At 72.5% G+C, this 25,539-nt stretch carries 23 protein-coding genes, 1 tRNA gene and 2 pseudogenes; 10 read left to right on the top strand and 16 right to left on the bottom strand.

Annotation, left to right across the window (positions count from 1 at the left end):
- Positions 1–20: 20 nt before the first annotated feature.
- The 7 genes from ACOOHC_RS07165 to ACOOHC_RS07135 all read right to left on the bottom strand — a co-directional run bounded on the left by ACOOHC_RS07165 (position 21) and on the right by ACOOHC_RS07135 (position 6,371).
- Positions 21–94 (bottom strand) — tRNA-Val (locus ACOOHC_RS07165).
- The gene (hemW, locus tag ACOOHC_RS07160; RefSeq protein ID WP_420453313.1) at positions 85–1,230 is read right to left on the bottom strand and encodes a radical SAM family heme chaperone HemW; all 1,146 of its coding nucleotides are present in this window, start codon (positions 1,228–1,230) and stop codon (positions 85–87) included. Before hemW ends, ACOOHC_RS07165 begins: the two co-directional genes overlap by 10 nt.
- A 72-nt stretch (positions 1,231–1,302) precedes the next feature.
- Positions 1,303–1,809, bottom strand: coding sequence for a transcriptional regulator (locus ACOOHC_RS07155; protein ID WP_420453312.1), 507 nt, complete (start codon positions 1,807–1,809; stop codon positions 1,303–1,305).
- 69 nt (positions 1,810–1,878) lie between these two features.
- A complete protein-coding gene (locus ACOOHC_RS07150) occupies positions 1,879–2,613 on the bottom strand; it encodes an RsmE family RNA methyltransferase (RefSeq protein ID WP_420453311.1) in 735 nt (244 codons plus the stop codon).
- 10 nt (positions 2,614–2,623) lie between these two features.
- A complete protein-coding gene (gene dnaJ / locus ACOOHC_RS07145; RefSeq protein ID WP_420453310.1) occupies positions 2,624–3,760 on the bottom strand; it encodes a molecular chaperone DnaJ in 1,137 nt (378 codons plus the stop codon).
- A gap of 114 nt (positions 3,761–3,874) precedes the next feature.
- Positions 3,875–4,906: a heat-inducible transcriptional repressor HrcA gene (hrcA, locus tag ACOOHC_RS07140; protein WP_420453309.1), complete on the bottom strand. Its 1,032-nt coding sequence runs from the start codon at positions 4,904–4,906 to the stop codon at positions 3,875–3,877.
- Positions 4,907–5,033: 127 nt separating this feature from the next.
- Positions 5,034–6,371 carry a cryptochrome/photolyase family protein gene (locus ACOOHC_RS07135; protein ID WP_420453771.1) on the bottom strand — a complete coding sequence of 446 codons (1,338 nt, stop codon included), beginning with the start codon at positions 6,369–6,371 and terminating at the stop codon, positions 5,034–5,036.
- Positions 6,372–6,479: 108 nt separating this feature from the next.
- Between ACOOHC_RS07135 and ACOOHC_RS07130 the strand changes: the two are divergent.
- Positions 6,480–6,725: pseudogene (locus tag ACOOHC_RS07130) on the top strand (PRC-barrel domain-containing protein); the annotation flags it as partial.
- 197 nt (positions 6,726–6,922) lie between these two features.
- Here the strand turns inward: ACOOHC_RS07130 and lepA are convergent.
- Positions 6,923–8,708 (bottom strand): annotated as a pseudogene (gene lepA, locus ACOOHC_RS07125) (translation elongation factor 4).
- Positions 8,709–8,861: 153 nt separating this feature from the next.
- On the opposite strand from lepA, the gene rpsT reads away from it, so the two are divergent.
- On the top strand, positions 8,862–9,113 hold the full coding sequence (gene rpsT / locus ACOOHC_RS07120) for a 30S ribosomal protein S20 (RefSeq protein WP_420453308.1): 252 nt from the start codon (positions 8,862–8,864) through the stop codon (positions 9,111–9,113).
- 147 nt (positions 9,114–9,260) lie between these two features.
- Here rpsT and holA read toward each other — a convergent pair whose 3' ends face one another.
- Both holA and ACOOHC_RS07110 read right to left on the bottom strand, forming a co-directional pair.
- Complete coding sequence (gene holA, locus ACOOHC_RS07115; RefSeq protein ID WP_420453307.1) at positions 9,261–10,220, bottom strand: DNA polymerase III subunit delta; 960 nt, start codon at positions 10,218–10,220, stop codon at positions 9,261–9,263.
- Positions 10,195–11,526, bottom strand: coding sequence for a ComEC/Rec2 family competence protein (locus tag ACOOHC_RS07110; protein ID WP_420453306.1), 1,332 nt, complete (start codon positions 11,524–11,526; stop codon positions 10,195–10,197). Before ACOOHC_RS07110 ends, holA begins: the two co-directional genes overlap by 26 nt.
- Before the next feature lie 103 nt (positions 11,527–11,629).
- On the opposite strand from ACOOHC_RS07110, the gene ACOOHC_RS07105 reads away from it, so the two are divergent.
- Positions 11,630–12,109 (top strand): hypothetical protein, encoded by a 480-nt coding sequence (locus ACOOHC_RS07105; RefSeq protein ID WP_420453305.1) that lies wholly within the window; start codon positions 11,630–11,632, stop codon positions 12,107–12,109.
- A gap of 57 nt (positions 12,110–12,166) precedes the next feature.
- Here ACOOHC_RS07105 and ACOOHC_RS07100 read toward each other — a convergent pair whose 3' ends face one another.
- Together ACOOHC_RS07100 and ACOOHC_RS07095 are read right to left on the bottom strand one after the other, a co-directional pair.
- Positions 12,167–12,952, bottom strand: coding sequence for a helix-hairpin-helix domain-containing protein (locus tag ACOOHC_RS07100; protein ID WP_420453304.1), 786 nt, complete (start codon positions 12,950–12,952; stop codon positions 12,167–12,169).
- A 214-nt stretch (positions 12,953–13,166) separates the two neighbouring features.
- Positions 13,167–13,895, bottom strand: a complete 729-nt coding sequence (locus tag ACOOHC_RS07095; protein WP_420453303.1) for a tetratricopeptide repeat protein — start codon at positions 13,893–13,895, stop codon at positions 13,167–13,169.
- Between the two features lie 23 nt (positions 13,896–13,918).
- Here ACOOHC_RS07095 and ACOOHC_RS07090 point away from each other — a divergent pair, with 23 nt between their 5' ends.
- The 3 genes from ACOOHC_RS07090 to ACOOHC_RS07080 are packed head-to-tail and all read left to right on the top strand — an operon-like array spanning position 13,919 to position 17,076.
- Positions 13,919–15,010, top strand: coding sequence for a phosphotransferase family protein (locus ACOOHC_RS07090; RefSeq protein ID WP_420453302.1), 1,092 nt, complete (start codon positions 13,919–13,921; stop codon positions 15,008–15,010).
- The gene (locus tag ACOOHC_RS07085; protein WP_420453301.1) at positions 15,007–16,002 is read left to right on the top strand and encodes a PAC2 family protein; all 996 of its coding nucleotides are present in this window, start codon (positions 15,007–15,009) and stop codon (positions 16,000–16,002) included. The genes ACOOHC_RS07090 and ACOOHC_RS07085 overlap by 4 nt, the downstream gene beginning before the upstream one ends.
- A 54-nt stretch (positions 16,003–16,056) precedes the next feature.
- On the top strand, positions 16,057–17,076 hold the full coding sequence (locus ACOOHC_RS07080; RefSeq protein WP_420453300.1) for an LLM class F420-dependent oxidoreductase: 1,020 nt from the start codon (positions 16,057–16,059) through the stop codon (positions 17,074–17,076).
- Here ACOOHC_RS07080 and ACOOHC_RS07075 read toward each other — a convergent pair.
- The 4 genes from ACOOHC_RS07075 to ACOOHC_RS07060 are packed head-to-tail and all read right to left on the bottom strand — an operon-like array spanning position 17,063 to position 20,210.
- Complete coding sequence (locus ACOOHC_RS07075; RefSeq protein WP_420453299.1) at positions 17,063–17,590, bottom strand: Fur family transcriptional regulator; 528 nt, start codon at positions 17,588–17,590, stop codon at positions 17,063–17,065. The two genes, ACOOHC_RS07080 and ACOOHC_RS07075, sit on opposite strands and share 14 nt — an antisense overlap.
- Before the next feature lie 11 nt (positions 17,591–17,601).
- Entirely contained in the window at positions 17,602–18,450 is an 849-nt protein-coding gene (locus tag ACOOHC_RS07070) for a metal ABC transporter permease (RefSeq protein WP_420453298.1), read from the bottom strand.
- Entirely contained in the window at positions 18,447–19,283 is an 837-nt protein-coding gene (locus tag ACOOHC_RS07065; RefSeq protein ID WP_420453297.1) for a metal ABC transporter ATP-binding protein, read from the bottom strand. The genes ACOOHC_RS07070 and ACOOHC_RS07065 overlap by 4 nt, the downstream gene beginning before the upstream one ends.
- Before the next feature lie 24 nt (positions 19,284–19,307).
- Positions 19,308–20,210: a metal ABC transporter substrate-binding protein gene (locus ACOOHC_RS07060; RefSeq protein WP_420453296.1), complete on the bottom strand. Its 903-nt coding sequence runs from the start codon at positions 20,208–20,210 to the stop codon at positions 19,308–19,310.
- Positions 20,211–20,558: 348 nt separating this feature from the next.
- Between ACOOHC_RS07060 and ACOOHC_RS07055 the strand changes: the two genes are divergently transcribed.
- The 4 genes from ACOOHC_RS07055 to ACOOHC_RS07040 all read left to right on the top strand — a co-directional run bounded on the left by ACOOHC_RS07055 (position 20,559) and on the right by ACOOHC_RS07040 (position 25,523).
- Positions 20,559–22,142, top strand: coding sequence for a Gfo/Idh/MocA family protein (locus tag ACOOHC_RS07055; protein ID WP_420453295.1), 1,584 nt, complete (start codon positions 20,559–20,561; stop codon positions 22,140–22,142).
- Positions 22,139–23,164: a Gfo/Idh/MocA family protein gene (locus ACOOHC_RS07050; protein ID WP_420453294.1), complete on the top strand. Its 1,026-nt coding sequence runs from the start codon at positions 22,139–22,141 to the stop codon at positions 23,162–23,164. Before ACOOHC_RS07055 ends, ACOOHC_RS07050 begins: the two co-directional genes overlap by 4 nt.
- A 62-nt stretch (positions 23,165–23,226) precedes the next feature.
- On the top strand, positions 23,227–24,216 hold the full coding sequence (locus tag ACOOHC_RS07045) for an alpha/beta fold hydrolase (protein WP_420453293.1): 990 nt from the start codon (positions 23,227–23,229) through the stop codon (positions 24,214–24,216).
- The gene (locus ACOOHC_RS07040) at positions 24,213–25,523 is read left to right on the top strand and encodes a hypothetical protein (RefSeq protein WP_420453292.1); all 1,311 of its coding nucleotides are present in this window, start codon (positions 24,213–24,215) and stop codon (positions 25,521–25,523) included. The genes ACOOHC_RS07045 and ACOOHC_RS07040 overlap by 4 nt, the downstream gene beginning before the upstream one ends.
- Positions 25,524–25,539 lie beyond the last annotated feature (16 nt).

Raw genomic sequence — 25,539 nt, 5'->3', positions numbered from 1 at the left:
ACGATCGGCGGGGGATCCGGTGGGCACAGAGGGATTCGAACCCCCGACCCCCTGCGTGTCATGCAGGTACTCTAACCAACTGAGCTATGCGCCCTCAGCGGGCACCGAGACTACCACCGCGACGTCGCCGTGCGGTGCGGGAGCGAAGCGCGTCGAGATGTCGTCGGCCATCAGCCGACCCGCCCGGGTGAGAACGACGCGGCCGGGGTCGTCGGGGTGGGGGACGACCATCCCGGCGAGCAGCTCCAGGGTCTCTGGGGCGAACGCACCGGACTCCACGCCGTCACGGGTCCGGAGCCCGAGTTGCAGACGCTCGAAGCGCCGGGTCTCGTCGTCGAGCGCCTCGGCCGACGCCTCCACCGGTTCCCCGCGGGTGACGAGGTCGATGTAGCGCTCGGGGGTGCGCACGTTCCACCAGCGCCGCCCGTCGCGGTGCGAGTGCGCGGCGCACCCGACGCCGCGGTAGTCGTGCTGGTGCCAGTACAGGAGGTTGTGCCGCGACTCGTGGCCCGGGAGCGCCCAGTTGGACACCTCGTAGTTGGCGAGTCCCGCGGCGGTGAGCGCCGAGTCGGCGATCTCGTACTTGTCGGCCTGGTCGTCGTCGTCGGGGTGCCGCTGCGGAGTGGCGGCGAGAGCGGTGCCGGCCTCGACGGTCAAGCCGTACGCCGACACGTGGGGCGGGTCGAGGTCGAGCGCGGCGGACACGGTCGAGGACCAGTCGGCGACGGTCTCGCCGACCGCCCCGTAGATCAGGTCGAGGTTGAAGCTCGTGAGACCGGCGGACCGAGCGCACTCGACCGCTCGGGCGACGTTCTCGGGACGGTGGGTGCGTCCGAGCGCGACGAGGACGTGGGGAGCCATCGACTGCACCCCGATGCTCACCCGGTTGACGCCGGCGCCGGCGAACGCGGTCGTCATCTCGAGGGTCACGTCGTCGGGGTTGCACTCGACGGTCACCTCCGCGCCCGGGGTGCGCGGGATCGCGGCGATCACCTCGGCGAGCGCGTCCGGCGGGACCGCGGTCGGGGTCCCCCCGCCGACGAACACGGTCGTCGCGGGCGCCATCCCATCCGCGACAGCGCGCTCGATCTCCACCCGGACGCACCGCAGGTACTCCTCGGCGAGGTGGGTCCGGTCGGTCCACGTCGCGAAGGCGCAGTAGTCGCAGCGCGTCGCGCAGAACGGCACGTGGACGTAGACCCCGTTCGGTCGGTGCTCGTCGGGCGACATCACGTCACGCTAGCGACGGCGCTGCGATCGTCGTGACGACGCCGCCGCACGGCCGGGCGTCGGAGCTCGCGACTAGGAGGTGAACAGCAGGTCGAGAGCGGCGAGCCGATCGCCGACCTGGTCGACGGGGACGTCGAGCATCGCCGCGATCGCTCGGGTGTCGTCGCCGCGGACCGTGATCACGCGGCCGTTGAAGTCCTGGCGCTGCACCTGGATCAGGCGCAGGTAGCGGGCGAGCATCTCGAAGGGCGAGCCGCTGAGCTGGAGGAGCTTGGTGACGTCGATCGCGAGCTTCTTGTTGATCGGTGACTCGAGCGCCGCCGCCTCCATCCCGGTGACCTCGCGCGGGAGGAGCTGCTCGATGGGGACGCTGTAGAACTGGGCGAGGCGGTCGAGGCGCGGCACGGAGAGGGCCCGCTCGCCACGCTCGTAGGCCCCGAGGACCGACGCCTTGAACTCCTGGCCGGACTGGGCCTCGACCTCCTGCAGCGACAGGCGCTTCTGCTTGCGGATCGCGCGCAGCCGGTCGCCGACCTGCTGGCTGTACGCCGAGGGCGCGTCGTCGTCGAAGTTCACCATGTGTCCGTTCCCCGCCTCTTCGTGGTTCTCTGTCGCCGTCCCGACCATTCCGGGTGGTCGGCGCCGACACTACTTGTCCGGACCATCAAAAACACTCGTTGCGTGGTGGCTGACCATTCTGAGTGCGGTCGCCACGACGGCGGCTGTCTCGATGCGGAGGATGTTGTCGCCGAGACCGACGGAACTTGACGCAGATGACAGTTCGCGGTCGGTCCAACCGCCCTCCGGGCCGATCGCGATCGCACGTTCCGAACCGGTCGGGGGCGGCGCCGCCGGCTCGGCGACGGCGCTCGCCCGCAGCACCTCGTCGGCGTCGACGGGCCCCTCCACCGTCGTGCGCCACACCCGTCGGCTCTGCCGGACCGCCTCGTCCGCGATCCGGCCCAGCCGGCGACGCTGCTTGTCGGCCTTCGCCGCGCTCCAGCGCAGGTTCGAGCGCTCCGCCTCGATCAGCACGATCCTCGACGCGCCCAGCTCGCTGACCTTCTGCACCAGCCAGTCGAGCCGGTCGCCCTTGGGGACCGCCGTCGCGAGGGTGAACGGTGTCGGCGCCACCTCGGCGCGGACGTCGCCGGTGACCTCGATCGTCAACGTCGGGTCCGTGGAGCGCACGCGCCCCGAGCACCACCGGCCCGCGCCGTCGGTGATCGAGACGCCGGAACCGTCGCGCAGTCGCAGCACCCGTCGCAGGTGGTGCTCGACGTCGTCGGGGAGCAGGATGGGCCCGCCGTCGAGCGTCGAACCCGGGGGGAGCAGGACGTGGGCCGCCGACCGGCGACGCTCGTCGGACCACCCCGCACCCATCGCCGACCCGTCAGGAGAACGCGGACTTGATGCGCGAGAAGATCCCGTCCTTGCCGTTGCCGACCCGCTCACCGCGGCCCTCGGCGAACGCGGTCAGCAAGCGGACCTCCTCGTCGCTCATCGCGGTGGGGACGTCGACGCGCACGCGCGCCTTGAGGTCACCGCGCCCGCGCCCCTGCAGGTGGGGGACGCCGCGCTGGCGGAGCACGAACTCGCGGCCGGGCTGGGTCCCGTGGGGGACGACGAGATCCTCGGTGCCGTCGAGCGTCTCGAGCTCGAGCGAGGTGCCGAGCGCGGCCTGGGCGATCGAGAGGGGGATCTCGGTGACGAGGTCGTCGCCCTCGCGGGTGTAGCGCTCGTCGGGGCGGACCCGCAGGTGGACGTAGAGGTCGCCGTTGCCGCCGCCCCTCGGGCCGACCGCGCCTCGGCGCGTGAGGCGCAGGGTGGAGCCGGTGTCGACCCCGGCCGGCACGTCGACCTGGTACGACGCGTCGTCGGTCACGCGGCCCTCTCCGCGGCACGTCGGGCACGGCGTGGAGATCACCTCGCCGAGCCCGCCGCAGCGGGTGCACGGGCTGGCGGTGACCATCTGCCCGAGGAGGCTCTGGCGCACCCGTTGGACCTGACCCGAGCCCCCGCAGTCGCTGCAGGTCACCGGCTCGGTGCCCGACCCGGCCCCGGACCCGTCGCAGTCGTCGCAGCGCACCGGCAGCTTGAGCTCGACGGGGATCTGGTCACCGAAGACGGCCTGCGCGAAGTCGATGTCGACGATGACCTCGACGTCCTGGCCGCGTGGCGGGCCGCTGGGGCCGCGCTGGCGACCGCCGCCGCCGAACGGGCTCCCGCCGCCGCCGAAGAACGTGTCGAAGATGTCGCCGATGCCCCCGCCGAAGAGGTCGTCCATCGACGGCCCCGCTCCCGACCCGCCGCCGACGCCGGCTTCCCCGAACTGGTCGTAGCGGGATCGCTGCGCGTCGTCGGAGAGCACCTTGTACGCGCGCGACAGCTCCTTGAACTCGGCCTCCGCGTTCGGGTCACCCGGGTTCGCGTCGGGGTGCAGCTCCCGAGCGCGCTTGCGGTACGCCTTCTTGATCTCGTCGGCCGATGCCGATCGGGACACCCCGAGGAGGTCGTAGAAGTCAGCCATGGCGGTGCCCATGATGCCGGATTCCGCGCCGATCCGAACGTGTGCCGTCGGTCGGGGCGGCGGTCGACCGCCGCGCCCGCGCCCTGCCGACCCCGGGTGGCGAGGGGTGCGAGGTCAGCCCTCCTCGATGCGCCGACCGAGGCGGTCGCTCACGACCTCGACCGTCGCGAGCGCCTGCGGGTAGTTCATCCGGGTCGGCCCGAGGACGCCGACCGACCCGAGGTGCTCGCCCTCGACGACGACCGGGGCGACGACGACCGAGCACGCCGAGAGCGGCTCGACGCCGTGCTCCACGCCGATCGCGACCGACATCCCGCGCTCGACGATGTCGGACACGAGCGAGACCACGACGAACTGCTGCTCGAGGGTGTGCAGCACCGAGCGGACCACCTCGACCGCGTCGAACGCCCGCGCCACCTCGGAGGCACCGCCGGTGTACACGTGATCGTTCGCGGCGATCGTCTGCATCCTGTCCACCGCCGTCGCGCACAGGCGGTCGACCGCGTCGTCGCCGGACCCGTCGACGGCGTCGAGGTCACCGAGCACCGCGCCGTCGAGCCGCGCCGACAGGTGGGCGCTCGCGACCGCGAGGCGATCGTCGTCGTCACCCTGCTCGAGGTCGAGCGTGACGTTCTCGACCGAGCCGTTCGCGAACACGACGACGACGGTGGCCGCCGTCTCCGAGAGCCCGACGAGCTCGATCCGTCGCAGGGGCACCGCCTCGGGCCGCGGTCCGACGACGACCGCGGCGTTGTGCGTGAGCTCGGCGAGCAGGTTCGACGTCTGGTGCAGCATCTCCTCGAGGTGGAGGTGGGCCGCGGAGAAGAAGTCCCCGACCTGGCGGCTGCTCGAGGAGTCGAGGATCCCCGGTCGGGTCATGTTGTCGACGAAGTACCGGTACCCCTTGTCGGTCGGGATCCGCCCGGCCGAGGTGTGGGGCTGGATCAGGAACCCCTCGCTCTCGAGCAGCGACAGCTCGCTGCGCACCGTGGCCGAGGAGACGTTGATCGACGGCGCCTTGGCGATGCTGCCGGACCCGACCGGCTGCGCCGTCGCGATGTACTCCTGGACGACCGCGGCGAGGATCGCCGACTTGCGGTCGTCGAGTCGGACGTCGCGGGGCCGGTCGTCGAACATGGTCACCATGACGTTACCCGGCGGTGGTCCCGGCGATCCGGCGGTGGTCCCGGCGATCCGGCGGTGGTCCCGGCGATCCGGCGGTGGTCCCGGCGATCCGGCGGTGGTCCCGGCGATCCGGCGGTGGTCCCGGCGATCAGGGGGTGGCCGCCGCGAGTCGGCGCAGCGCCTCGGCACGCTCGACGGCGTGGTCGAGCATCGGCTCGACCGGCTCGGGCGCCCAGCGTGCGACGTAGGCGCCGTCGGGGTCGAAGCGCTCCTGCTGCCGGGTCGGGTTGAACACCCGGAAGTAGGGCGCGGCGTCGGTCCCGGTCCCGGCCGCCCACTGCCACCCGTGGTTGTTCGAGGCGAGGTCGCCGTCGACGAGGTGGCGCATGAACCACCGAGCTCCCCACTGCCACGGGAGGTGGAGGTCCTTCACCAGGAAGCTCGCGGTGATCATCCGCACCCGGTTGTGCATCCAGCCGATCGAGGAGAGCTGGCGCATCCCGGCGTCGACGATGCCGAAGCCGGTCTCACCCCGGCACCAGCGACCGAACCGCTCCTCGGCCTCCGCGCCCGTGTCGAGCTCGATCCCGTCGAGCTTCGGGTTCAGGTTGCGCCACGCGCTGTCCGGGCGTCGGAGCAGGACGTCGGCGTAGAAGTCGCGCCAGGCGAGCTCGTCGGAGAACGTCGCCGCTCCGTCGCCCCACGCCGCCGCGTCGCCCGATCCGATGTCGGCGAGCAGGGTGCGCGGGTGGATCGTCCCCCACTTGAGGTCCGCCGACAGGCGGCTGGTCCCGCGTCGGGCCGGGACGTCGCGCAGGTCGTCGTACGCCGCGAGCGCGGACCGGATCGAGCCGTCGTCGGCGCCGCCGTCCGCCACGAAGGCGCCCCACCGACGTCGGGCCGACCGCTCTCCGACCGGGGGGAGCTCGCAGCCCGGCTCCGGGGCCGGTCCGAGGTCGTCGGACTCGATCCCGGGCGTCCCGGCGCCGTGCCACGCGACGTCGCCGCCGGGCGGCGGGTGCGGCGGATCCCAACCGGTCGCCCGCCAGGAGCGGGCGAAGGGGGTGAACACCGAGTACGGGCCGCCGTCGCCGCGCCGCACCGTCCCCGGGTCGACGGCGTAGGGAGACCCCACGCCGCGCAGGCGTCGACCGGATCCGGCGAGCGCATCGATCACGGCGGCGTCCCGGCGACGGCCGTAGGGCGTCGCGTCCCGACTCACGCAGACCGTGGTCGCTCCGGTCTCCTCCGCCAGGGCGGGGATCTCGTCGGTCGGATCGCCGTGGCGGATGACGAGACCGGTCCCCGACCGCTCGCGTATCGACTCGTCGAGCGCGGTGAGCGCCCGGTGGAGGTACGCGGACCGAACCGGACCGGCCTCGTCGAAGGCCGGATCGACGACGAACACCGGCACCACCGCACCCTCGTCGGCCGCCGCGAGCAGAGCCGGGTTGTCGTCCAGCCGGAGGTCTCGTCGGAACCACATGATCGACCGCGACCGCACGACGTCGTGGTACCCCGCCGATCGTGCTCCCAGCCGCGCCGCGGCGCGTTTGAGCGTTCGTGAACGGGGGTACACCTTCTTTACGATTCGATGACGAACATCGAACGAAACGATGACGAGGTGATCAGAGCCATGACGAAGGAACGCATCAGCTACGTCGACCACGAGGTGGTCGACGAGAACCACAACACCGTGGGGAAGGTGACGGACGTGATCTACGGAGACGACGAGACCGCACCCCAGTGGCTCGTCGTGAAGCCCGGTGTGCTCGCGAAGGAGCGGTACGTGCCGATCGAGGGCTCCTACGAGTCCGACGAGGGCAACATCGTCGTCCCCTTCGACAAGAGTGGGTCAAGTCGGGGCCGAAGGCGTCCGGTGACCACGTGCTCGACGCCGAGACGAAGGCCGAGGCCGCCGAGCACTTCGACGTCACGCCGACCTGACGCACCACCACCGCTCCGTCGCCGACGGGAAGCGGTCCCGGTCCGGAGCCCGCCGTTCGACGGCGGGCTCCGGCGCGCCCGGACGGCATCTCAGTCGTCGAGCTTGAGGGCGTTGATGAACACGTCTCCGGGGACCTCCACCCGGCCGATCGCCTTCATCTTCTTCTTGCCCTCCTTCTGCTTCTCGAGCAGCTTGCGCTTGCGGGTGATGTCGCCGCCGTAGCACTTGGCGGTCACGTCCTTGCGCTTCGCCTTGACCGTCTCGCGCGCGATGATCTTGCCGCCGATCGCCGCCTGGATCGGTACGTCGAACATCTGGCGAGGGATCAGCTCCTTGAGCTTCTCGCACATCCGGTTGCCGTAGGAGTACGCGTGGTCGCGGTGCACGATCATCGAGAACGCGTCGGCCGGGATGGCGTTGAGCAGCAGGTCGACCTTCACCAGGTTCGACCTGCGGTACCCGGCGAGCTCGTAGTCGAGGCTGGCGTAGCCCTTGGTGCGCGACTTCATCTGGTCGAAGAAGTCGACGACGACCTCGGCGAGGGGGACCTCGTAGACGAGCTCGACGCGCTCGGGCGACAGGTACTCCATCTTCTTCATCTCGCCACGACGGGTCTGGCACAGGTCCATCAGCGGCCCGGTGTACTCGGTCGGGCTGATGATCGAGAGCGTGAAGTAGGGCTCGCGGATCTCGTCGATCTTCTGCGACTCCGGGAGCTCGGCGGGGTTGTCCACCTTGAGCTCCTCGCCGGCCGTGGTGGTCACCAGGTACTCGACGCTGGGGGCGGTGGCGATCAGGGCGAGGCCGAACTCGCGCTCCAGCCGCTCCTTGACGATCTCCATGTGCAGCAGCCCGAGGAACCCGCAGCGGAAGCCGAACCCGAGGCGCCCGACGACTCCGGGAGGTAGGTGATCGACGCGTCGTTCAGCTTCAGCTTCTCGAGCGACTCCCGCAGCAGCTCGAAGTCGTCGCCGTCGATCGGGAACAACCCCGAGAAGACCATCGGCTTGGGGTCGGAGTAGCCGGGGAGCGGATCGCTCGACCCGTTCGACGAGGTGGTCACGGTCTCACCCGAGCGGGCGTCGCCGACGTCCTTGATCCCGGCGATGAGGTAGCCGACCTCGCCGGGGCCGAGGGAGTCCTTCGGCGTGGGCACCGGTTCGCGAGCGCCGATCTCGAGCGCCTCGTGGGTGGCGGCCGCCTGCATGAACTCGAGCTTGGCCCCCGAGCGCAGGGTGCCGTTGACGACCCGGATGCTCGACACGACCCCCCGGTACTGGTCGAACTGCGAGTCGAAGATGAGGCCCTGCAGTGGGGCGTCGACGTCACCGACCGGCGCCGGGATCCGCTCGATGATCGCGTCGAGCAGCTCGGGGACGCCCTGGCCCGTCTTGGCCGACATCGGGATGATCTCGTCGCGTGGGATGCCGAGCACCGTCTCGATCTCGCCGGCGTAGCGGTCGACGTCGGCGGCGGGGAGGTCGATCTTGTTCAGCGCGGCGACGATCTCGAGGTCGTGCTCGAGCGCGAGGTAGCAGGTTGGCCAGCGTCTGGGCCTCGATCCCCTGCGCGGCGTCGACGACGAGCACCACCCCCTCGCACGCCGGCGAGCGACCGGCTCACCTCGTAGCCGAAGTCGACGTGGCCCGGGGTGTCGATCAGGTGGAAGACGTGGTCCTTCCACCCGACGCGCACGTTCTGCGCCTTGATCGTGATGCCCCGCTCGCGCTCGAGGTCCATCGAGTCCAGGTACTGCGCCTTCATGTCGCGCTGCTGCACCGCTCCGGTGATCTCGAGGATGCGATCCGACAGCGTCGACTTGCCGTGGTCGATGTGCGCGATGATCGAGAAGTTGCGGATGCGGGCGAGATCCATGACCGACCCGACGCTACCGCCGACGGCGACGCCGCCGCCCGGTGCGCCGCCGGCGTGACGTTGGGGCCGCCGAGGGCGCGCCGCTAGAGTCTCACGGCTGTTCACGGGCCGTTCCGGCCGACGGACGACCCGACGAGAGAGATCGAGAGCACGATGGCGAACATCAAGAGCCAGAAGAAGCGCATCCTCACCAATGCCAAGTCCCACGAGCGCAACAAGTCCGTGCGCGCCGAGATGCGCACGCGGGTGAAGAGCGCTCTCGAGCAGGCCGACCCGACGAGCGACGCGACCCGTGCGGCGATCGCCCGGATCGACAAGGCCGCGTCGAAGGGCGTCATCCACAAGAACACCGCAGCCCGCAAGAAGAGCCGGCTGATGAAGCAGCTGCAGTCCGCCGAGAGCTGACGATCACCCCACGGCCGCTGACGCGGCCGACCGACACCGACGGCGCCTCCCTCCGGGACGGCGCCGTTCGTCGTCTCGCAGCCGCCCCCGATCGGCGATGCGTCGCGTCGTCACGAGATCGACGACCGGGCGCGGCGGTGTCCGCCGTCAGCGGCGCAGCTTGGAGAGCCGCGCGACGAGGACCTCCATGACGAGCTCGGGCTCGAGGTCGCGCGCGCCGCGCAGATCGAGGTCGGCCTGGGCGAGCAGCTCGAGCGCTCGCCGCGTCGCGGTCCCGCCCAGGCGCTCGTAGCCCTGCAACGCCTTCTTCGCCGGGAAGCCCTTCAGCCCGGTCGCGACGGCTGCGTCCTTCTCCGAGCGCGCCCCCGATCCGTCGAGGCGGGCGAGGGCGACGTAGTGGTGGTGCAGCGTCGCCATGACCTGGAGCGGGTGGCGCCCGCCGCCGTGCACCATCCGCCCCATCAGGGTCAGCGCCGCCGCGGTGTCCCCTCGGGAGATGGCGTCGGTGAGGTCCCAGGGCGGCACCCCTCCCGCCTCGCCGAGGAAGGGCTCGACATCGGGCTCGCCGAGCGTCGCGCCCTGCCCGAACGCGCCCGCCAGGGTGGCGAGCAGACCGTCGAGGCGGGCCGGGTCCTCGCCCAGCCACTCGGTGAGGCGCACCAGGGCGGCGCGGTCGATCGTCAGCCCGCTGCGCTCGATGTGGTCGCGGATCCACCCCTGCCGGTCGGCCGCCTTGCGCGGCGGAGCCGTCGCGACGACGGTCCCCGTCGAGGTGACGGCGTCGCTCAGCTTCTTCGACATCCGGCCGTCACCGCCCTCGGCGAGGACCAGGTCGGAGGAGTCCAGCGGGTCGTCCAGGTACGCGAGCAGCCCCGGGAGATCGGCGGCGTTGAACCGGCTCACGCCGCGGGCGACCACCACCCGCCGGTCGGTGAGGAACGGCGGCGTCTGGGCCGCGTCGACCACGGCGCGCAGCTCGTAGTCGTCGGTGTCGAACTCGTCGACCACGATCGAGCGGTCGCCGTCGCCGACGAGGGAGTCGACCAGCTCGGCCACCGCGGTGCGCACGAGGGACTCGTCGTCACCGGTCACGAGGAAGGTCGCCATTCGACCCGCGAGTATCGCAGCAGATCGCGAGCGCGACGACCGACACCACGGTGATCAGCACCCACCCGACCACCTGGCCGGTCGGACCGGGCTCGAGGCGCGCGCCGATCAGCGCGACCGCGTCCACCCAGCGGGTCCCCAGCCGCGCCGGGAACACGACGGCCGGCGCGACCGCCGGGATCCACCCGGCGACGAGCCCGGCGGGCATCCCGTAGAGCATCACCGCCCCGGCGACGGGCACCGCCAGCAGGTTCGCCGGGATGCTCACCAACGGCAGCCGCCCGAACACCAGCACGCTGGGGATGGCGACCCCGATCTGGGCACCGAGCGTCACCCCGAGCGGGAGGGCCAGGGCGCCGAGGCGCGACCACCTGCGAGCGATCCACGGGCCGGGACCGCTCACCCCGAGCGTCGCGCCGACCGACAGCCAGAACCCGACCGACCACACGATGAGCGGGTCGACGAGGACCAGGACGACCACCGCCACGGCGAGGGTGCGCACCGGGTCGCGCTCGCGACCGAGCACGAACGCGGTGGCGGACAACGAGGCCATGACCCCCGCCCGCACGATCGACGGCTCGAAGCGGGTCAGCGCGACGAACCACGCGATCAGCCCGATCGTGACCACCCAGCGCGCCCACGGTCGCAGACGGCGCAGCACCGGACCCGTCGCGGCGAGGAGGAACGACACGTTCTGTCCGGACACGGCCGTCAGGTGCGACAGCCCGCTGGCGCGGAACCGCTCCACCATCTCCGGCGGCTGGTCGCGATCGTCTCCGACCACCAGGCCGCGGAACAGCGCTCCCTCGGGATCGCCGAGCGCGTCTCCGGCGCGCTCGATCGCGCTGCGCACGCGGTTCGACGCACGCGCCACCGCCCCGCCGGGGGCGCTGTCACCGACCCAGTCGATCCGCATCTCCCCGACCACGTGCTGCCACGCAACCCGCGAGGCGCGCCGCTCGTCGAGGCGCGTGCGCTCCCCGCTGACGACGACCCGCTCCCCCGCCCGCCAACGCCCGACGACGGCTCGGCTCCCCCGCCCGCGCGCCCACGACTCGAACCGCTCCCCCTCGACCTCGACGACGACGCGGGTGCTGCTGCGGAAGGGCTGGGGATCGTCGACGACGCGCACCCACCCGGTGTGCGCTCCCAGCGAGTCGGGCTGCACCCCGCGCCACTCGGCCTGGGACCGCAGCGCCCCGACCACGCACAGCACGACCACCAGCGCGCACGTCGCGGAGGACCGCCATCGGATCGCGACGGCGACCGCGGCGACCGCCGCGACGCGCGGGTCGCCGGACCGCACCGCCACCACCGTCGCGACCGCCACGGCCAGCGCGGGCGCCGTGGCGGCGCGCGCCCCGAGGTGGTCGGGCCGAGAGGCCCCGGTCCCGTAACGTGTGCGTCGCGTGCCTGCGACCACCTCCTCCACCGCGTCCGGATCCCCGTCGGGCGACACCATCGCCGAGTACCACCTCACCGGTGGGCCTCGCTGGTACCGCGATCGGATCCGCACGTTCGGACCCCTCGTGGCGCTGATCGTGCCCGGGGCGATCGGGGTGGCGGCGTTCGCCGCGCTGTCGCTGTCCGACGCGGGCTGGAGCGGGCCGGTCGGGCTGCTCGGGGGGTACTTCGCGGCACCGACGCTGCTCGCCGTCGGGGCTCCGTTCGCCGATCGCGGCCTCTACCCGATCGCGGTCGTCGCCGCGGTGGCGATGTGGCTCCTGATCGGGCTGCTCGCCTCGCGGCGCGCCACGCGGCACCCCTTCGCCACCTGGTCGGACTGGTGGCGCCACTACGCCTGGATGCTGCTCGGCGTGTGGGTCGGCGTGGTCGTGGCGCTGGTGTTCGCCACCGTGACCGTCGGCGGCGGCGTCCTGGATCTGTGACGCGGGCGGGCGTGGGCGAGGCGGCGCGTCGACCCGCGGCGTGGCTCCGACCGACCCTCACGTGACGACGAGCCTCTCGAGCGCGGCGAGCTTCGCCGGACCGATGCCCGGAACCCGCTCGAGATCGGCCGGGGACGCGAACGGCCCGCTGCGCTCGCGCTCGGTCACGATCGCGGCGGCGGTGGCCGGACCGACCCCGGGAAGGGTCTCGAGTCGCTCGGCGGTCGCACGGTTCACGTCGACCGGCGCGTCGGCGACGTCGGTGGGTGGCGGCGGCGCGATCACCAGCTCGGCGGGGACCTCCTCCCCGTGGCGCGGGACGTGGATGCGGCTGCCGTCGACGACCGGTGCCGCGAGGTTCAGCGCTTCGGGGTCGGCGTCACCGGTCGCCCCGCCCGCCTCCGCGATCGCATCGTCGACGCGGGCGGTGCCGTCGAGCTCGTAGACGCCGGGGCGCACCACCGCCCCCGCGACGTGCACGACGACCGTGGCGGGCTCGTCGGCTCGAGGGACCGCCCCGTCCTCCCCGCCCGCCGCCGACGGCGCACCGGACCCGCCGGCCACCGGGGAACCCGCGCCGGGCGCGGAGGCGGGCGGACCCGTGCCGTCAGCCGGCACCGTCGGAGCCGCGGTCGCGAACGGCAGGGTCGACTCGGGCGACGGCACCGGCGAACGGGCGAGCCAGTACGCGCCGACGCACACGACCACCACCGCGACCGCCGACGTGACGAGCCGTGACACCCCGAACCACTCGAGCCACGCCCGTGCCCGCTCGCCGGGGGCCGCCGGGCCGGTGGGGCGCGTCGGCCCCGTGTCGACGTCGTGTTCGATCGGTGCTCGCACCGCCCCTCCTCTCGCACGCCGACCGGCGCGCGCGACCTCAGCGGGAGGGAGTCGGTGACGGCAACCTAGCGAGGACGGCGTGCGGAGAGGACACCTGGACGGCGCGACGACGAACTCGTGAGCTCCTCGTGGCCGCCGGCCCCGTCGCCCTCGGTCGGAGGGACGCGAAGCGCGACGGTCCCGGCTCGCCGGGCCGACGCGGCGCGCCGTGCGCTCAGAACAGGCGCTGGGTGAGCTTCTTGCGGTACTCGGCGGTGCGCGGGTCGTCGCCGCCCATCAGCTCGAGCAGGTCGACGTACTGCTGGCGCGCCTCGTCGTCGTCCTTCACCCGGTCGAGCAGCGAGCTCAGGGTGGCGTCGTGGTCGTCGGCGGGCGCGTCTCCGACGCGAGCGGCCGCGGCCACGCGCCGGGTGCGGTCGGATTCGGGGATCCGCCCGAGCAGCTCGAGCGCCTCGTCGCCGCGGCCGTCCGCCACGAGCACCTCGCCGAGGGCGACGATCGCGTCCTCGTTCGCCGGCTCCATCTGGAGCGCGAGCCGCAGGCTGGGCTCGTCGCCCGCCGCCACCAGCTCGTCGACCGCGCGCTCGTCCTCGGTCGGGCGCAGCTTGTCGACGAACTCGCGCACCGACGCCTCGGGGTAGGCGCCCATGAAGCCGTCGACGACCTTGCCGTCGCGCATCGCGTACACCGCCGGGATCGACTGCACCTTGAACGCCTGACCGAGCGCCGGGTTCGCGTCGACGTCGACCTTCGCGAGCACGACCTCGCCGTCGGTCTCGTCGATCACCTTCTCCAGGATCGGACCGAGCGTCTTGCACGGTCCGCACCACTCCGCCCAGAGGTCGATGACGACCGCGACCTCGGCGGATCTGTCGAGGACCTCGGTCTGGAACGTTTCATCCGTGACGTCGATGGCGACCATCCCGGTGACGATACCCGCCACGACGACCTACCCTCCGGAGCGCGATGTCCCACGGTCCCTCCAGCGATCCCGACGACCGGCGGCTCGAGTCGTCGGGGGTGGGGGCCGGCACCGCCGGGATCGATCCGGTCCGGGTCCCGGAGTGGCTCGCCGCGAACGTGCGGGGCACGTCCCCGCCGTTCACGTTCTCGCCGATCACCGGCGGTCACTCGAACATCACGGTGACCGTCACCGACGCCGACGGACGCCGGTTCGTGCTCCGCCGACCGCCCCTCGGCCACGTGCTGGCGAGCGCGCACGACATGGAGCGCGAGCACCGGATCCTGAGCGGCCTGCAGGGCAGCGACGTCCCCGTCCCCCCGGTGCTCGGGCTGTGCAGCGACCCGGACGTCAACGGCGTGCCGTTCTACGTGATGGAGCACGTCGACGGCCACGTGCTGCGCGACGTCGAGGCCGCGGCCGCCGTGCTCGACGCCGCCGGGCGGGACAGGGCGTCGCGCTCGCTCGTCGACACGCTGGCGCGCATCCACGCCGTCGACCTCGGCGCCGCCGGGCTGACGGAGCTCGGCCGCCACGAGGGCTACGTCGAGCGCCAGCTCAGGCGGTGGTACGCGCAGTGGGACCAGGGGCGGACGCGCGACCTGCCCGCCGTCGACCGCGCCCACGACCTCCTGCTCGAGCGGATCCCGGAGCAGGGTCCGGCGACGATCGTCCACGGCGACTACCGGCTCGACAACTGCATGGTCGACGACGACGGGGAGGTCGTCGCGGTGCTCGACTGGGAGATCTGCACCCTCGGCGACCCGCTCGCCGACCTCGGGCTGCTCCAGGTGTACTGGACCGGCCCCGGCGACGGGGCGTCCGCCTGGACCGGCAGCGCCACCGAGCTCGACGGGTTCTGGGACCGCTCCGAGCTCGCCCGGCGCTACGCCGAGGTGTCGGGGCGCGACATCGCTCAGCTCGACTTCTACGTCGCGTTCGCGTACTGGAAGCTGGCGTGCATCCTCGAGGGCGTGTTCTCGCGCTACCTGGGCGGGGCGCTCGGCGAGCAGGATCCCGAGTTCCTCGACGGGTTCCGGCGACAGGTCGACGACGCGGCGGCCGCGGCGGAGCGGCTCGTCGAGGAGATGTCGTGAGCGAGCCCGGCGATCCTCGCCCCGACGACGACCCCGCACGCCGTCGCGACGGGGCGGGCGGGGATGCCCTGCCCGACGACGCCGGGACCGACGAGAGCGACGCCCGCGACGGCGTCGTGCGCTCGGTGCGGGAACCGGCGCTCCACGAACCGGTGATGGTCGTGATGCTGACCGGGTGGATCGATGCCGCCGGCGCCGCGGCGGCCGCCGCGGCCGAGCTCACGAGAGCGTGCGAGTCGACCCCGATCCTCACCTTCGACGACGACACCTACATCGACTACCGCGCCCGCCGTCCGACGATGCAGCTGCGCGACGGGTTGAACACCGACCTCGACTGGGCGACGATCGAGATGCGCTCGGGGCGCTCCCCCGGTGGCCGCGACGTCGTCTTCCTGGTCGGGCCCGAACCCGACATGGCGTGGCGCCGCTTCGGGCGGGCGGTGTCGACGCTGGCCGTCGAGCTGGGGGTGACCCAGATGGTCTCGCTCGGCGCCTACCCGTTCGCCTCCCCCCACACCCGCCCCTCGCGGCTGTCCGTGTCGACGCCCTCGAGCGAGGTGCTCGCCTCCGTCAACTTCGCGCGCAGCTCCGTCGACGTCCCGGCCGGGATGGCCGCGGTGCTCGAGCACGCGATGCACGCCCGGCGCATCCCCGCGCTCGGGATCTGGGCGCAGGTGCCGCACTACGTGTCGGCGATGGAGTACCCGGCGGCGTCCGTCGCGCTGCTCGACGGCCTCGCCGAGGTCACCGGGATCGAGATCGAGGCGCTCGACCTGCGCGACGAGGTCGCCGAGCAGCGGACCCGCCTCGACCGCATGGTGGCCGAGAAGTCGGAGTACCAGACGATGCTGACCCAGCTCGAGGAGCTCCACGACCTGGCCGAGGACCAGGAATCCGAGGCGGGTGGCCCCGGTCGCGAGTCGGAGCTCGAGATGCGCTCCGGCGACGAGCTCGCACGAGAGATCCAGGAGTTCTTCCGAGATCAGGGGTGACGGTACGGTGACCGCGATGAGCACCAGCGCGCGCACCCGGTCCGGAGTCCCACGATGAAGGTCGACGGGAGCATCGGGACCGACCTCGCCCAGGTGGCGACCAGGGCACGCGAGGTCGAGGAGGCCGGGTACGCCGGCGCGTGGACCGCGGAGACGTCGCACGACCCGTTCCTCCCCCTCCTGCTCGCCGCGGAGCACACCACCGAGCTCGAGATCGGCACCTCGATCGCGGTCGCCTTCGCGCGCAACCCGATGACGTTGGCGAACACGGCGTGGGACCTGCAGGCGTACTCCAAGGGTCGGTTCGTGCTCGGCCTCGGCAGCCAGATCAAGCCCCACATCGAGAAGCGCTTCTCGATGGACTGGTCGCACCCCGCTCCCCGGATGCGCGAGTTCGTGCTGGCCATGCGCGCCATCTGGGACACCTGGCTCACGGGTGACAAGCTCGAGTTCCGCGGCGACTTCTACACCCACACGCTGATGACGCCGTTCTTCACGCCCGACGCCGACGAGCTGGAGGACTTCGGGACCCCGAAGGTGTTCCTGGCCGGGGTGGGCGAGCTCATGACCGAGACCGCCGGCGAGGTGTGCGACGGCTTCCTGTGCCACGGGTTCACGACCGAGAAGTACCTGCGCGAGGTGACGATCCCGGCGCTCGAGCGCGGACGTGAGAAGGCGGGCAAGACGATGGACGACTTCGAGATCGTCGGTCCCTCGTTCGTGGTCACCGGCAACGACGACGAGGAGATGGAGAAGGCCGCCGCCGGGACCCGCCAGCAGATCGCGTTCTACGGCTCGACCCCCGCGTACCGCAAGGTGCTCGAGATCCACGGCTGGGGCGGGCTCCAGGAGGAGCTGAACTCGCTCTCCAAGCAGGGCGAGTGGGAGAAGATGGGCACGCTCATCGACGACGAGATCCTGAACACCTTCGCCGTCGTCGGCGAACCCGAGCAGATCGCGCCGGAGCTGTCTCGCCGGTACGGCGACGTCATCCAGCGGATCAGCTTCTACGCCCCCTACGCCAGCGACCCCGATCGCTGGTCGAAGGTGATGGCCGACCTCAGCGCCGTCTGAGGTCGTCGCGTCGGTGGGGGCTCCCGTCCCCCACCGGGCTGGGCCGGGACGGGTCGGTCGGCTCCCGGCACGAGGCGCACAGCCCCTCGAGCGCGAAGTGCCCGGGCTCGAGGGCGAACCCGGTCCGAGCGCGCATCCGCGTGCTCATCGTGGCGATCAGGTCCGTGGGGACCGGCTCGATGTCGCCGCAGCCCCGGCAGACGGCGACGAGGCCGTCGTCGCCGGCCAGGCGCACTAGCGACGGGCCGTGACCGGCGTGGACGTGCGTCGCGATGCCGACCTCGGTGAGCACCCTCACGGTGCGGTAGACCGTGGCATCGTGGACGTCGGGCTCGTGCTCTCGAGCCCGCTCCGCCAAGGTCGCCGCGTCCACGGTCCCCCCGGTGTCGAGCAGCGCGCGCAGCACCGCGACCCGCGGACCGGTGACCCGGCACCCTGCCGCCCGCAGCGCGTCGGCCACGGTCTCCGGCGTCCAGTCGCCGGGGTCGACGCGGTGGGGATGCTGCCGACGCACGATCGCTCTCGTCAGTGCGCGTGGGCCACGGTGCCCGCGCGCGCCCTCAGGCTCCCGCCGGCGAGGTAGGCGGCGATGAACAGGACGGTCCCGACGAGGACGATCGTCGACCCCGACGGCAGGTCCAGGTGGTAGCTGATGTTCATCCCGACGAACCCGCTGAACGCGCCCACCGCGGTCGCGACGACGAGCATCGTCGAGAAGCTGTCGGTGATCATCCGCGCGACGACCGCCGGCACGACGAGGGTCGCGGCGATGAGCGTCACCCCCATGACGTTCATCGTCGCGAGCACCGTGGCGGCGAGGACGACCATCAGCGCGCCGTCGACGAACGTGGTGCGCACCCCGGTCGCCTCGGCGACCTCGGTGTCGAAGGTGGTGAACAGCAGGGGCCGGTACCCGACCACGATGAAGGCGACGGCGACGGCCGAGACGCCCACCACCAGCCACACGTCCGAGCGGCCGACCCCCAGGACGTTGCCGAACAGCAGGGCGTCCGCGCTCCGTCCGGGCGATCCGTACCTCTCGACCAGAGCGATGCCGAGCGCGAACGAGGCGGTCGTGACCACGCCGATCGCGGCGTCCGACCCGATCGGGCGACGACGCACGATCCCGCCGATCATCAACGCCGTCACCACCCCCCAGATCCCGGCGCCGACGAAGAGGTTGACGCCGATCAGCCCGGCCGCCGCGTACCCGCCGAAGATGGCGTGCGACAGCCCGTGGCCGATGTAGCTCATGTTGCGCAGCACCACGTAGCAGCCCACCAGCCCGCACAGCGCCCCGGCGACCGTCGCGACCACGACCCCGTTGAGGAAGAACTCGAACGCGTACGGCGCGGTGAGCGCGTCCCAGCTCACTGGCCGGACGCCCGCCGGGTGATCGGGATGACGCTCGCGTCGGGTCCGGCGTCGACGACGACGCGCATCCCCCCGTGCTCGAGGATCTGCATCGGCGAGCCGTAGGTGCGCTCGAGGATCTCGGGGGTCAGGACCGCCTCGGGCGGCCCGGCGCCGACGACCTCGCGGTTGAGGCACACGATGGTCGGCAGGTGGGTGGCGATCCCGTTGAGGTCGTGGGTCGACAGCAGGATCGTGAGGCCCTCGGCGTTGAGGTCGCCGAGCAGGTGCAGCACCTCGTGGCGGGTCCGCACGTCGAGCCCCGAGGTCGGCTCGTCGAGGAAGATCACCGCGGAGCCGGTGAACAGGGCGCGGGCGATGAACACCCGCTGCTGCTGGCCTCCGGACAGGTCGCGGATGTGGCGCCCGCCGAGACCGTCGAGGCCGAGCCGGTCGAGCACGGCGGTGATCTCCGCGCGCTCCGACCGGGAGATCCACGGGGTCCGGAGCCCGGACGCCCGCGCCATGCCGACGCACTCGGCGACGGTCACCGGGAAGTTCCAGTCGATGCGCTCCACCTGGGGGACGAAGCCGATGGTCGTGCCCGGGCGGCGCACGACGCGCCCCTCGGTCGGGCGGATGGTGCCGAGGAGGGCCTTCAGCAGGGTCGACTTCCCCGAGCCCGAGGGTCCGACCACGCCGATCATGTCGCCGGGGGTGATCTCGAGGTCGACGGCGCTCAGCACGGGTCCGGAACCGAACGACACCGACAGCGCCTCGGCCCGCAGCAGCGCGCCCGCCTCGTCATCGATCCCGAGGTCGGGGCGACCACGGATCCGGTCGATCACGCTCACAGCGGTTCGCTCACCGGGGGTCGCTCACTGCGGGTACCGGGCCTCGTCGGGGGCCACGTCGCGCACCTCGAAGTCGCGCAGCGCCGTGGCATCGCCGCCGAGGGCCTCGGTGAGGGTGACGAAGTCGAAGCGCATCAGACCGACCCAGGAGTGCTCGGGGTCACCGGGCTCGCCCGGGAGGTCGTCGTCGCGCAGGTCGTCGACGTAGATCGCACCGGTCTCGGTGGCCACCTGCTCGAGCACCGGCGACGGGAAGACCTCGGATCCGAAGATCGCCGGGACCCCCTCGGCGCGGATCTGCTCGATCAGCTCGACGACCTTGGACGGGGTGGGCTCGCCGAAGTCGGACGGTTGGACGGCGCCGACCACGGTCCACCCGTAGGTCTCGGCGAAGTAGGCGTAGGCGTCGTGGTAGGTCACGAGCTTGCGGTTCTCCTCCGGGACCGTCTCGAGCGACGTGCGCACCGCCTGGTCGAACTCGTCGACGAGCTCGGAGAACGCCTCGTGGTTCTCCCGGTACGTGGCCTCGCCCTCCGGGTCCACCTCGACCATGGTGTCGAGGACGATGTCGGCGTAGCGACCCGCGAGGACCGGATCGGTCCACAGGTGGGGGTTCGGCTTGCCGCCCGATTCGGGGAACGAGAAGTCGTAGCGGTACTGGTCGGGGTCGATCGTCGCGTCACCCAGCTCGACGAGGGGCACGCCGTCGGCGAGGTTGGCGCCGGCGAGCTCCTTCGTCGGCTCCTCGAGCTGCAGCCCGTTGATGAACACCACGTCGGCTCCGGAGAGCACCTCGGCGGCCGACGGCGGCGGCTCGAAGGTGTGCGAGTTGGTGCCCTCCGGGACGATCCCGATGATGTCGGCCCGGTCGCCGACGACGTTCGCGACGATCGAGGTGATCGGGGCGACGGTGGTGACGATCGTCAAGCGATCAGATGTGGGGCTCGAACCTGCACCGGCGCCGTCGCTCGTGACAGGATCGCTCGATCCGCACCCGGCCACCAGCGCAGCCGCAGCGACGCCCGCCACGACACCCCGCAGGCGCCCTCTCCGCCGCACCGCACGCTTCTGTCGAGCACTCTCCGTCATGACCGGGACCCTAGTTGCGAGCTGGACGCAACGACACCCCCTGCTCGAAGACGGCCGTTCCCCGGTGCGCTCCCGACCGGTGCGATCCGAACCGGCCGGTATCGTCGTGACGGCGGCGTCGGGCGATGCCGTGGGGCCGATCGCTCGCCGTCGACGATCGCCGACGACCCACCGAATCGAGCACAGATGACCATCGCGACACCCGGACCGACCGACGTCGACCGCTCCCCGCGCGCTGCGCCCGCCACCACCGACGACCGGCGCGAGCCCCGGACGGTGACGGGTCGCATCGAGGCCGGCGAGGCCGGTGAGCTCGAGCGGTTCGCGAGCGACGGCGGCACCGTCGTGGTGGTCGCCACCCCGCGCGACGAGGTCGGCGAGTCCCTGGCCGGGGCCCGCTTCTCCGACCGGCTCCCGCTCACCGAGTGGTTCGTCACCCTCGCCGACCGCCCCGAGGCGGTCCGCCTGGACCCCGAGGTGCCGCTGACGACGTCGCTGGTGCTGCTCGACCCGTTCGATCCCGACGTGGAGGTCGCCGCGACCACCAGCGTGCGCTTCCGCCACGAGCCCACGGTCGTCGTCCGGCGCGTCGGCGCCGGCCGGGTCGTGACCCTCGGGGTGGACTCCGTCGGGTCCGTCGAGGCCCACCCCACCCTGTCGATCCTCCTGCGCCGACTCGTGCGCGGCGAAGTGCGCACCGACACCTCCGAGCTCGGCGTCGGCGTCGTCGGGTACGGACCCTTCGGCGGGATGGGGTACCTCCACGGCCTCGCCGCGACCGAGACCGATGGCCTCGCGCTGGTCGCCGCCGCCGACTCGTCGGCGGAGCGCATCGACGCCGCCCGCGGCGACTTCGCGCAGCTGCGCGGCCACGACTCGGCGACCGCCCTCGCCGCCGATCCCGACGTCGACGTCGCGATCGTCGCGACCCCTCCGGTGCTGCACGCCGAGATCGCGCGCGAGCTGCTGCGCGCCGGCAAGCACGTCGTGGTCGAGAAGCCGATGTGCCTGGCGACGTCGGACGCCGACGAGCTCATCGCGCTCGCGCGCGACGTCGATCGGACGATCACCGTCCACCAGAGCCGACGCTGGGACACCGACTGGCTCGCGATCCGTCGCCTCGTCGACCGCGGGGACCTCGGCGACGTGTTCAACATCGAGACCTTCGTCGGCGGCTTCGAGCACCCGTGCCGAGCGTGGCACTCCGAGGAGTCGATCTCCGGCGGCGCCGTCTACGACTGGGGCTCGCACCACGTGGACTGGATCGTCCAGCACTACGGCCACGCCCCGTCGCGCGTGCTGTGCTCGACGCACGCGCGGGTCTGGCACGACACCACCAACGTCGACCAGCTCTCGGTGTGGATGCAGTGGCCCGACGGGCGCGAGGCGACGTTCCGGCAGAGCGACGTGTGCGCGATCCGTCGACCGAAGTTCCACGTCGAGGGCACGGCGGGGACCCTCGAGGGCCGCTACGACCCGATCGTCTCCGACCGCATCGAGCCCGGCCGCGGGCATCGACGTCACGAGTCGCACCACGCGGAGCGGCCCGTCGAGCTGCACCTGGCCCGCTACGACGGCGATCACGGCCTCGTCGAGTCCACCGTTCGCCCGGCGCCGCACCCCGGGTGGGGGTTCCACCGCAACCTCGCCGACCACCTCCTGCTCGACGAGCCCCTCGCCGTGCGGCCCGAGCAGTCGCGCGACGTCGTCGCGGTCCTCGAGGCCGCCCACCGCTCCGGTGCGAACGGCGAGCTGGTCGAGCCGGCGTGACGGCGGACGTCGGTCGGAGCGCCGACGACCCCGTGGGGATCGGCGTCGTCGGGGTGGGATCGTTCGTGGCGAACGCGGCGGTGCTCCCGGCCGTCGAGGCGGCGACGGGTTGCCGCCTCGTGGCGCTCGCCTCACGGGGATCCCGGATCGATCCGCGCTGGGAGTCCGTGGCGGTGGCCGACTACGACGACGTCGTCGGCCACCCCGACGTCGAGGCGGTGTACATCCCCCTCCCCAACGGCATGCACCGCGAGTGGACCGAGCGGTGCGCCGCGGCCGGCAAGCACGTCCTGTGCGAGAAGCCGCTGGCGGCCGACGCCGAGACCGCCCGGGCGATGGTCGACGCCTGCGACCGCGCCGGCGTGATCCTGGCCGAGGCGTGGATGACCCCGTTCCACGACCGGTACCGCGAGGTCGTCGAGCGGGCGCGGTCGGGCGACGTCGGCGACGTGACCGCGATCCACGGCTCGTTCCGCTTCACCATCGGTCCCGACGCCGACGACAACTACCGATGGGACGCCGACCAGGGCGGAGGTGCGCTGCTCGACGTCGGGATCTACGCCCTCGGAGCGATCGTCGAGCTGTGGGATCACGAACCGGAGACGGTCGAGGTCCGCACGCGCCGCCGCGGCGGCGTCGACGCGTCGACGGAGGCATCGCTGCGTTGGCCCGACGGGCGGGAGGGCACGATCTCGTGCTCGTTCGTCGACGACGAGGTGCAGCGCCTCACCGTGTGCGGCACCGGGGGGACGCTGGCGATCCCGACCGAGGCCTTCACCGGTGGCGTCGGCGACACCACCTACCTGCGCAGCGCGCACGTCGCGAGCGAGCGCCCCGACGCCGGGCGCGCTGGCGACGCCGCGCCCGGCTCGCCGGTCACCGTCGCCGGCAACGACCCCTACCGCTCGATGGTCGAGGCGTTCGCCATCGCGGTCCGCGGCACGAGGCCGTGGCCCCGCCCGGCTGAGCGCTCCGTCGAGATGCTCGAGCTGCTCGACCGGATCCGCTCGGTGGCGTCGTGATCGGATCGGTTCCGGACGGTCCCGGCGACGTCAGCGCTGGAGCTCGGGCGAACCGGGGCCGGGTGGTCGAGCCCGTCGACGAGCTCCACGACCTCGCATCGGGCGTCACGTTGCACGTGCGCCGGTGGGAGCCGCCCGGCGCGCACGAGGCCGGGCTCCCGAGCTGGGTCCTGACCCACGGTCTGGCGTCCAACGCACGCCTGTGGGACGGGGTCGCCTGGCGCCTCGCGGCGATGGGGCACCTCGTCGTCACCGTCGACCAGCGCGGCCACGGCCTGTCGTCGAAGCCGGAGGGCCCCTACGACGTCGCGACCTGCGCGGACGACCTCGCCCTGCTGATCGACGTGCTCGACCTCGATCGGCCCGCCGTCGCCGGGCAGTCGTGGGGTGGGAACGTCGTGCTCGAGCTCGGCCATCGCCACCCCGGCGCCGTCGCTCTCGTTACGTGCGTCGACGGTGGCTTCATCGAGCTCGGTGCTCGGTTCGCCGACTGGGAGCGGTGCGCCGAGGCGCTCGCCCCACCGAAGCTCGCCGGGACGCCGCTCGAGACGATGCGCGGGTGGCTGGACCGATCGGCGTCCGACTGGCCGGAGGAGGGACGGGAGGGGACGCTGGCCAACTTCGAGGTGCGTGCCGACGGCACGATCGCTCCGTGGCTGACGTTCGAGCGCCACCTCGAGGTCCTTCACGGTCTGTGGGAGCACTCCCCGGCCGCGGTGTACCCCGATGTCGACGTGCCGACCCTGCTGATCGCCGCCGACACCGGGGACGTCGGGTGGACCGACTCGAAGGAGTCGGCCGTCGACGCGGCCGTCGCAGCGCTCCCCCGGGGGCGGGCGCACTGGTTCCGTCCGGCCCACCACGACGTCCACGCCCAGCGGCCCGACGAGGTCGCGGACCTGCTCCACGACGCCGCCACCGACCCCGACTTCTTCCCACCGCCCGACGGGAGCGCCCGCCGCGCCTCGGCGGGCGACGACCAGGACGACACGGACCGCGACGACACGGATCACCACGACACGGACCACCACGACACGGAGACCTCACGATGACCCTGCCCCGACTGCTCGTGATCATGGGATCGGGTGAGACCGCTCCGACGATGAAGGCGCCGCACCGCGAGGTGTTCGAGCGCCTCACCGCGCAGGGCGACCCCGTCCGCCCGATCATGCTCGACACCCCGTTCGGCTTCCAGGAGAACGCGCCGAACCTGGCGGCCGCGACGACCAAGTACTTCTCCGACGGGTTCGGGCGCGACGTGGAGGTCGCCGGCCTCGCCCGGACCGACACCGGCGACTCCGCCGCCGTCGAGGCGGCCATCGCGAGGGTGCGCGACGCCGACTGGGTGTTCGCCGGGCCGGGCAGCCCGACCTTCGCGCTCCGCCAGTGGCACCGGACCGGCCTGCGCGACGTGCTCGCCGAGAAGATCGCTCCCGGAGGCGGTGGCGCGCTGGTGTTCTCGTCCGCGGCGGCGCTCACGCTCGGGTGCTCGACCATCCCCGTCTACGAGATCTACAAGGTCGGGATGGACCCCTGGTGGGAGCCCGGCCTCGACCTCCTCGCCGAGATCGGGATCCACGCAGCCGTCATCCCCCACTACGACAACGCCGAGGGGGGCCACCACGACACCCGGTTCTGCTACCTCGGCGAGCGACGCCTCGCGCTGCTCGAGCCCGAGCTCCCCGACGGCGCCTTCGTCCTCGGGCTCGACGAGCACACCGGGCTGATCATGGATCTCGACGCCGACACCGCCGAGGTCGTCGGCAAGGGCGCGATGACCCTGCGCTCGGACGCGGGGTCGGTGCGCGTCGAGGCCGGTCGCACGGTGCCGATCGACCTCATCCGGTCCGGCGGCACCGACGACGCCGCCGGTGCCACGTCGACGGTCGACGACGTCGACCGATCACTCGGCGGCGAGGGAACCGACCGGGTCGACGCGCCCGACGGTGGGGGGACGCCGGGTGGGACCGCCTCGCTCGGCACGACCGCAGCGACGCTGGAGCGACGGTTCAACGACGCGATCGCCGACGGCGACTCCTCGGCGGCCGTGAGTGCGGTGCTCGACCTCGACGCCGCGATCGTCGAGTGGTCCGCCGACACCCTGCAGTCCGACGAGACGGACCAGGCGCGGCGTGCGCTGCGCTCGATGATCGTCAAGCTCGGCGCCGCCGCCGACGCAGGGCTGCGCGACCCCCGGGCCGTGCTCGGCCCGGTGGTGGAGGCTGCGCTCGACGCCCGGCGCGTGGCGCGCGAGGAGAAGGCCTACGCGGTGTCCGACGCCGTCCGCGACGGCCTCGACGCAGCCGGGATCGAGGTGCGCGACACCGCCGACGGCGCCGAGTGGATCATCCGGGACTGACCGAACGCGTCCCGTC

Source organism: Ilumatobacter sp. (genome assembly GCF_965215205.1).
GTDB lineage: Bacteria > Actinomycetota > Acidimicrobiia > Acidimicrobiales > Ilumatobacteraceae > Ilumatobacter_A.
The sequence above is the reverse complement of the archived record's forward strand: the minus strand, read 5'-3'. Positions and strand labels throughout refer to the sequence as shown.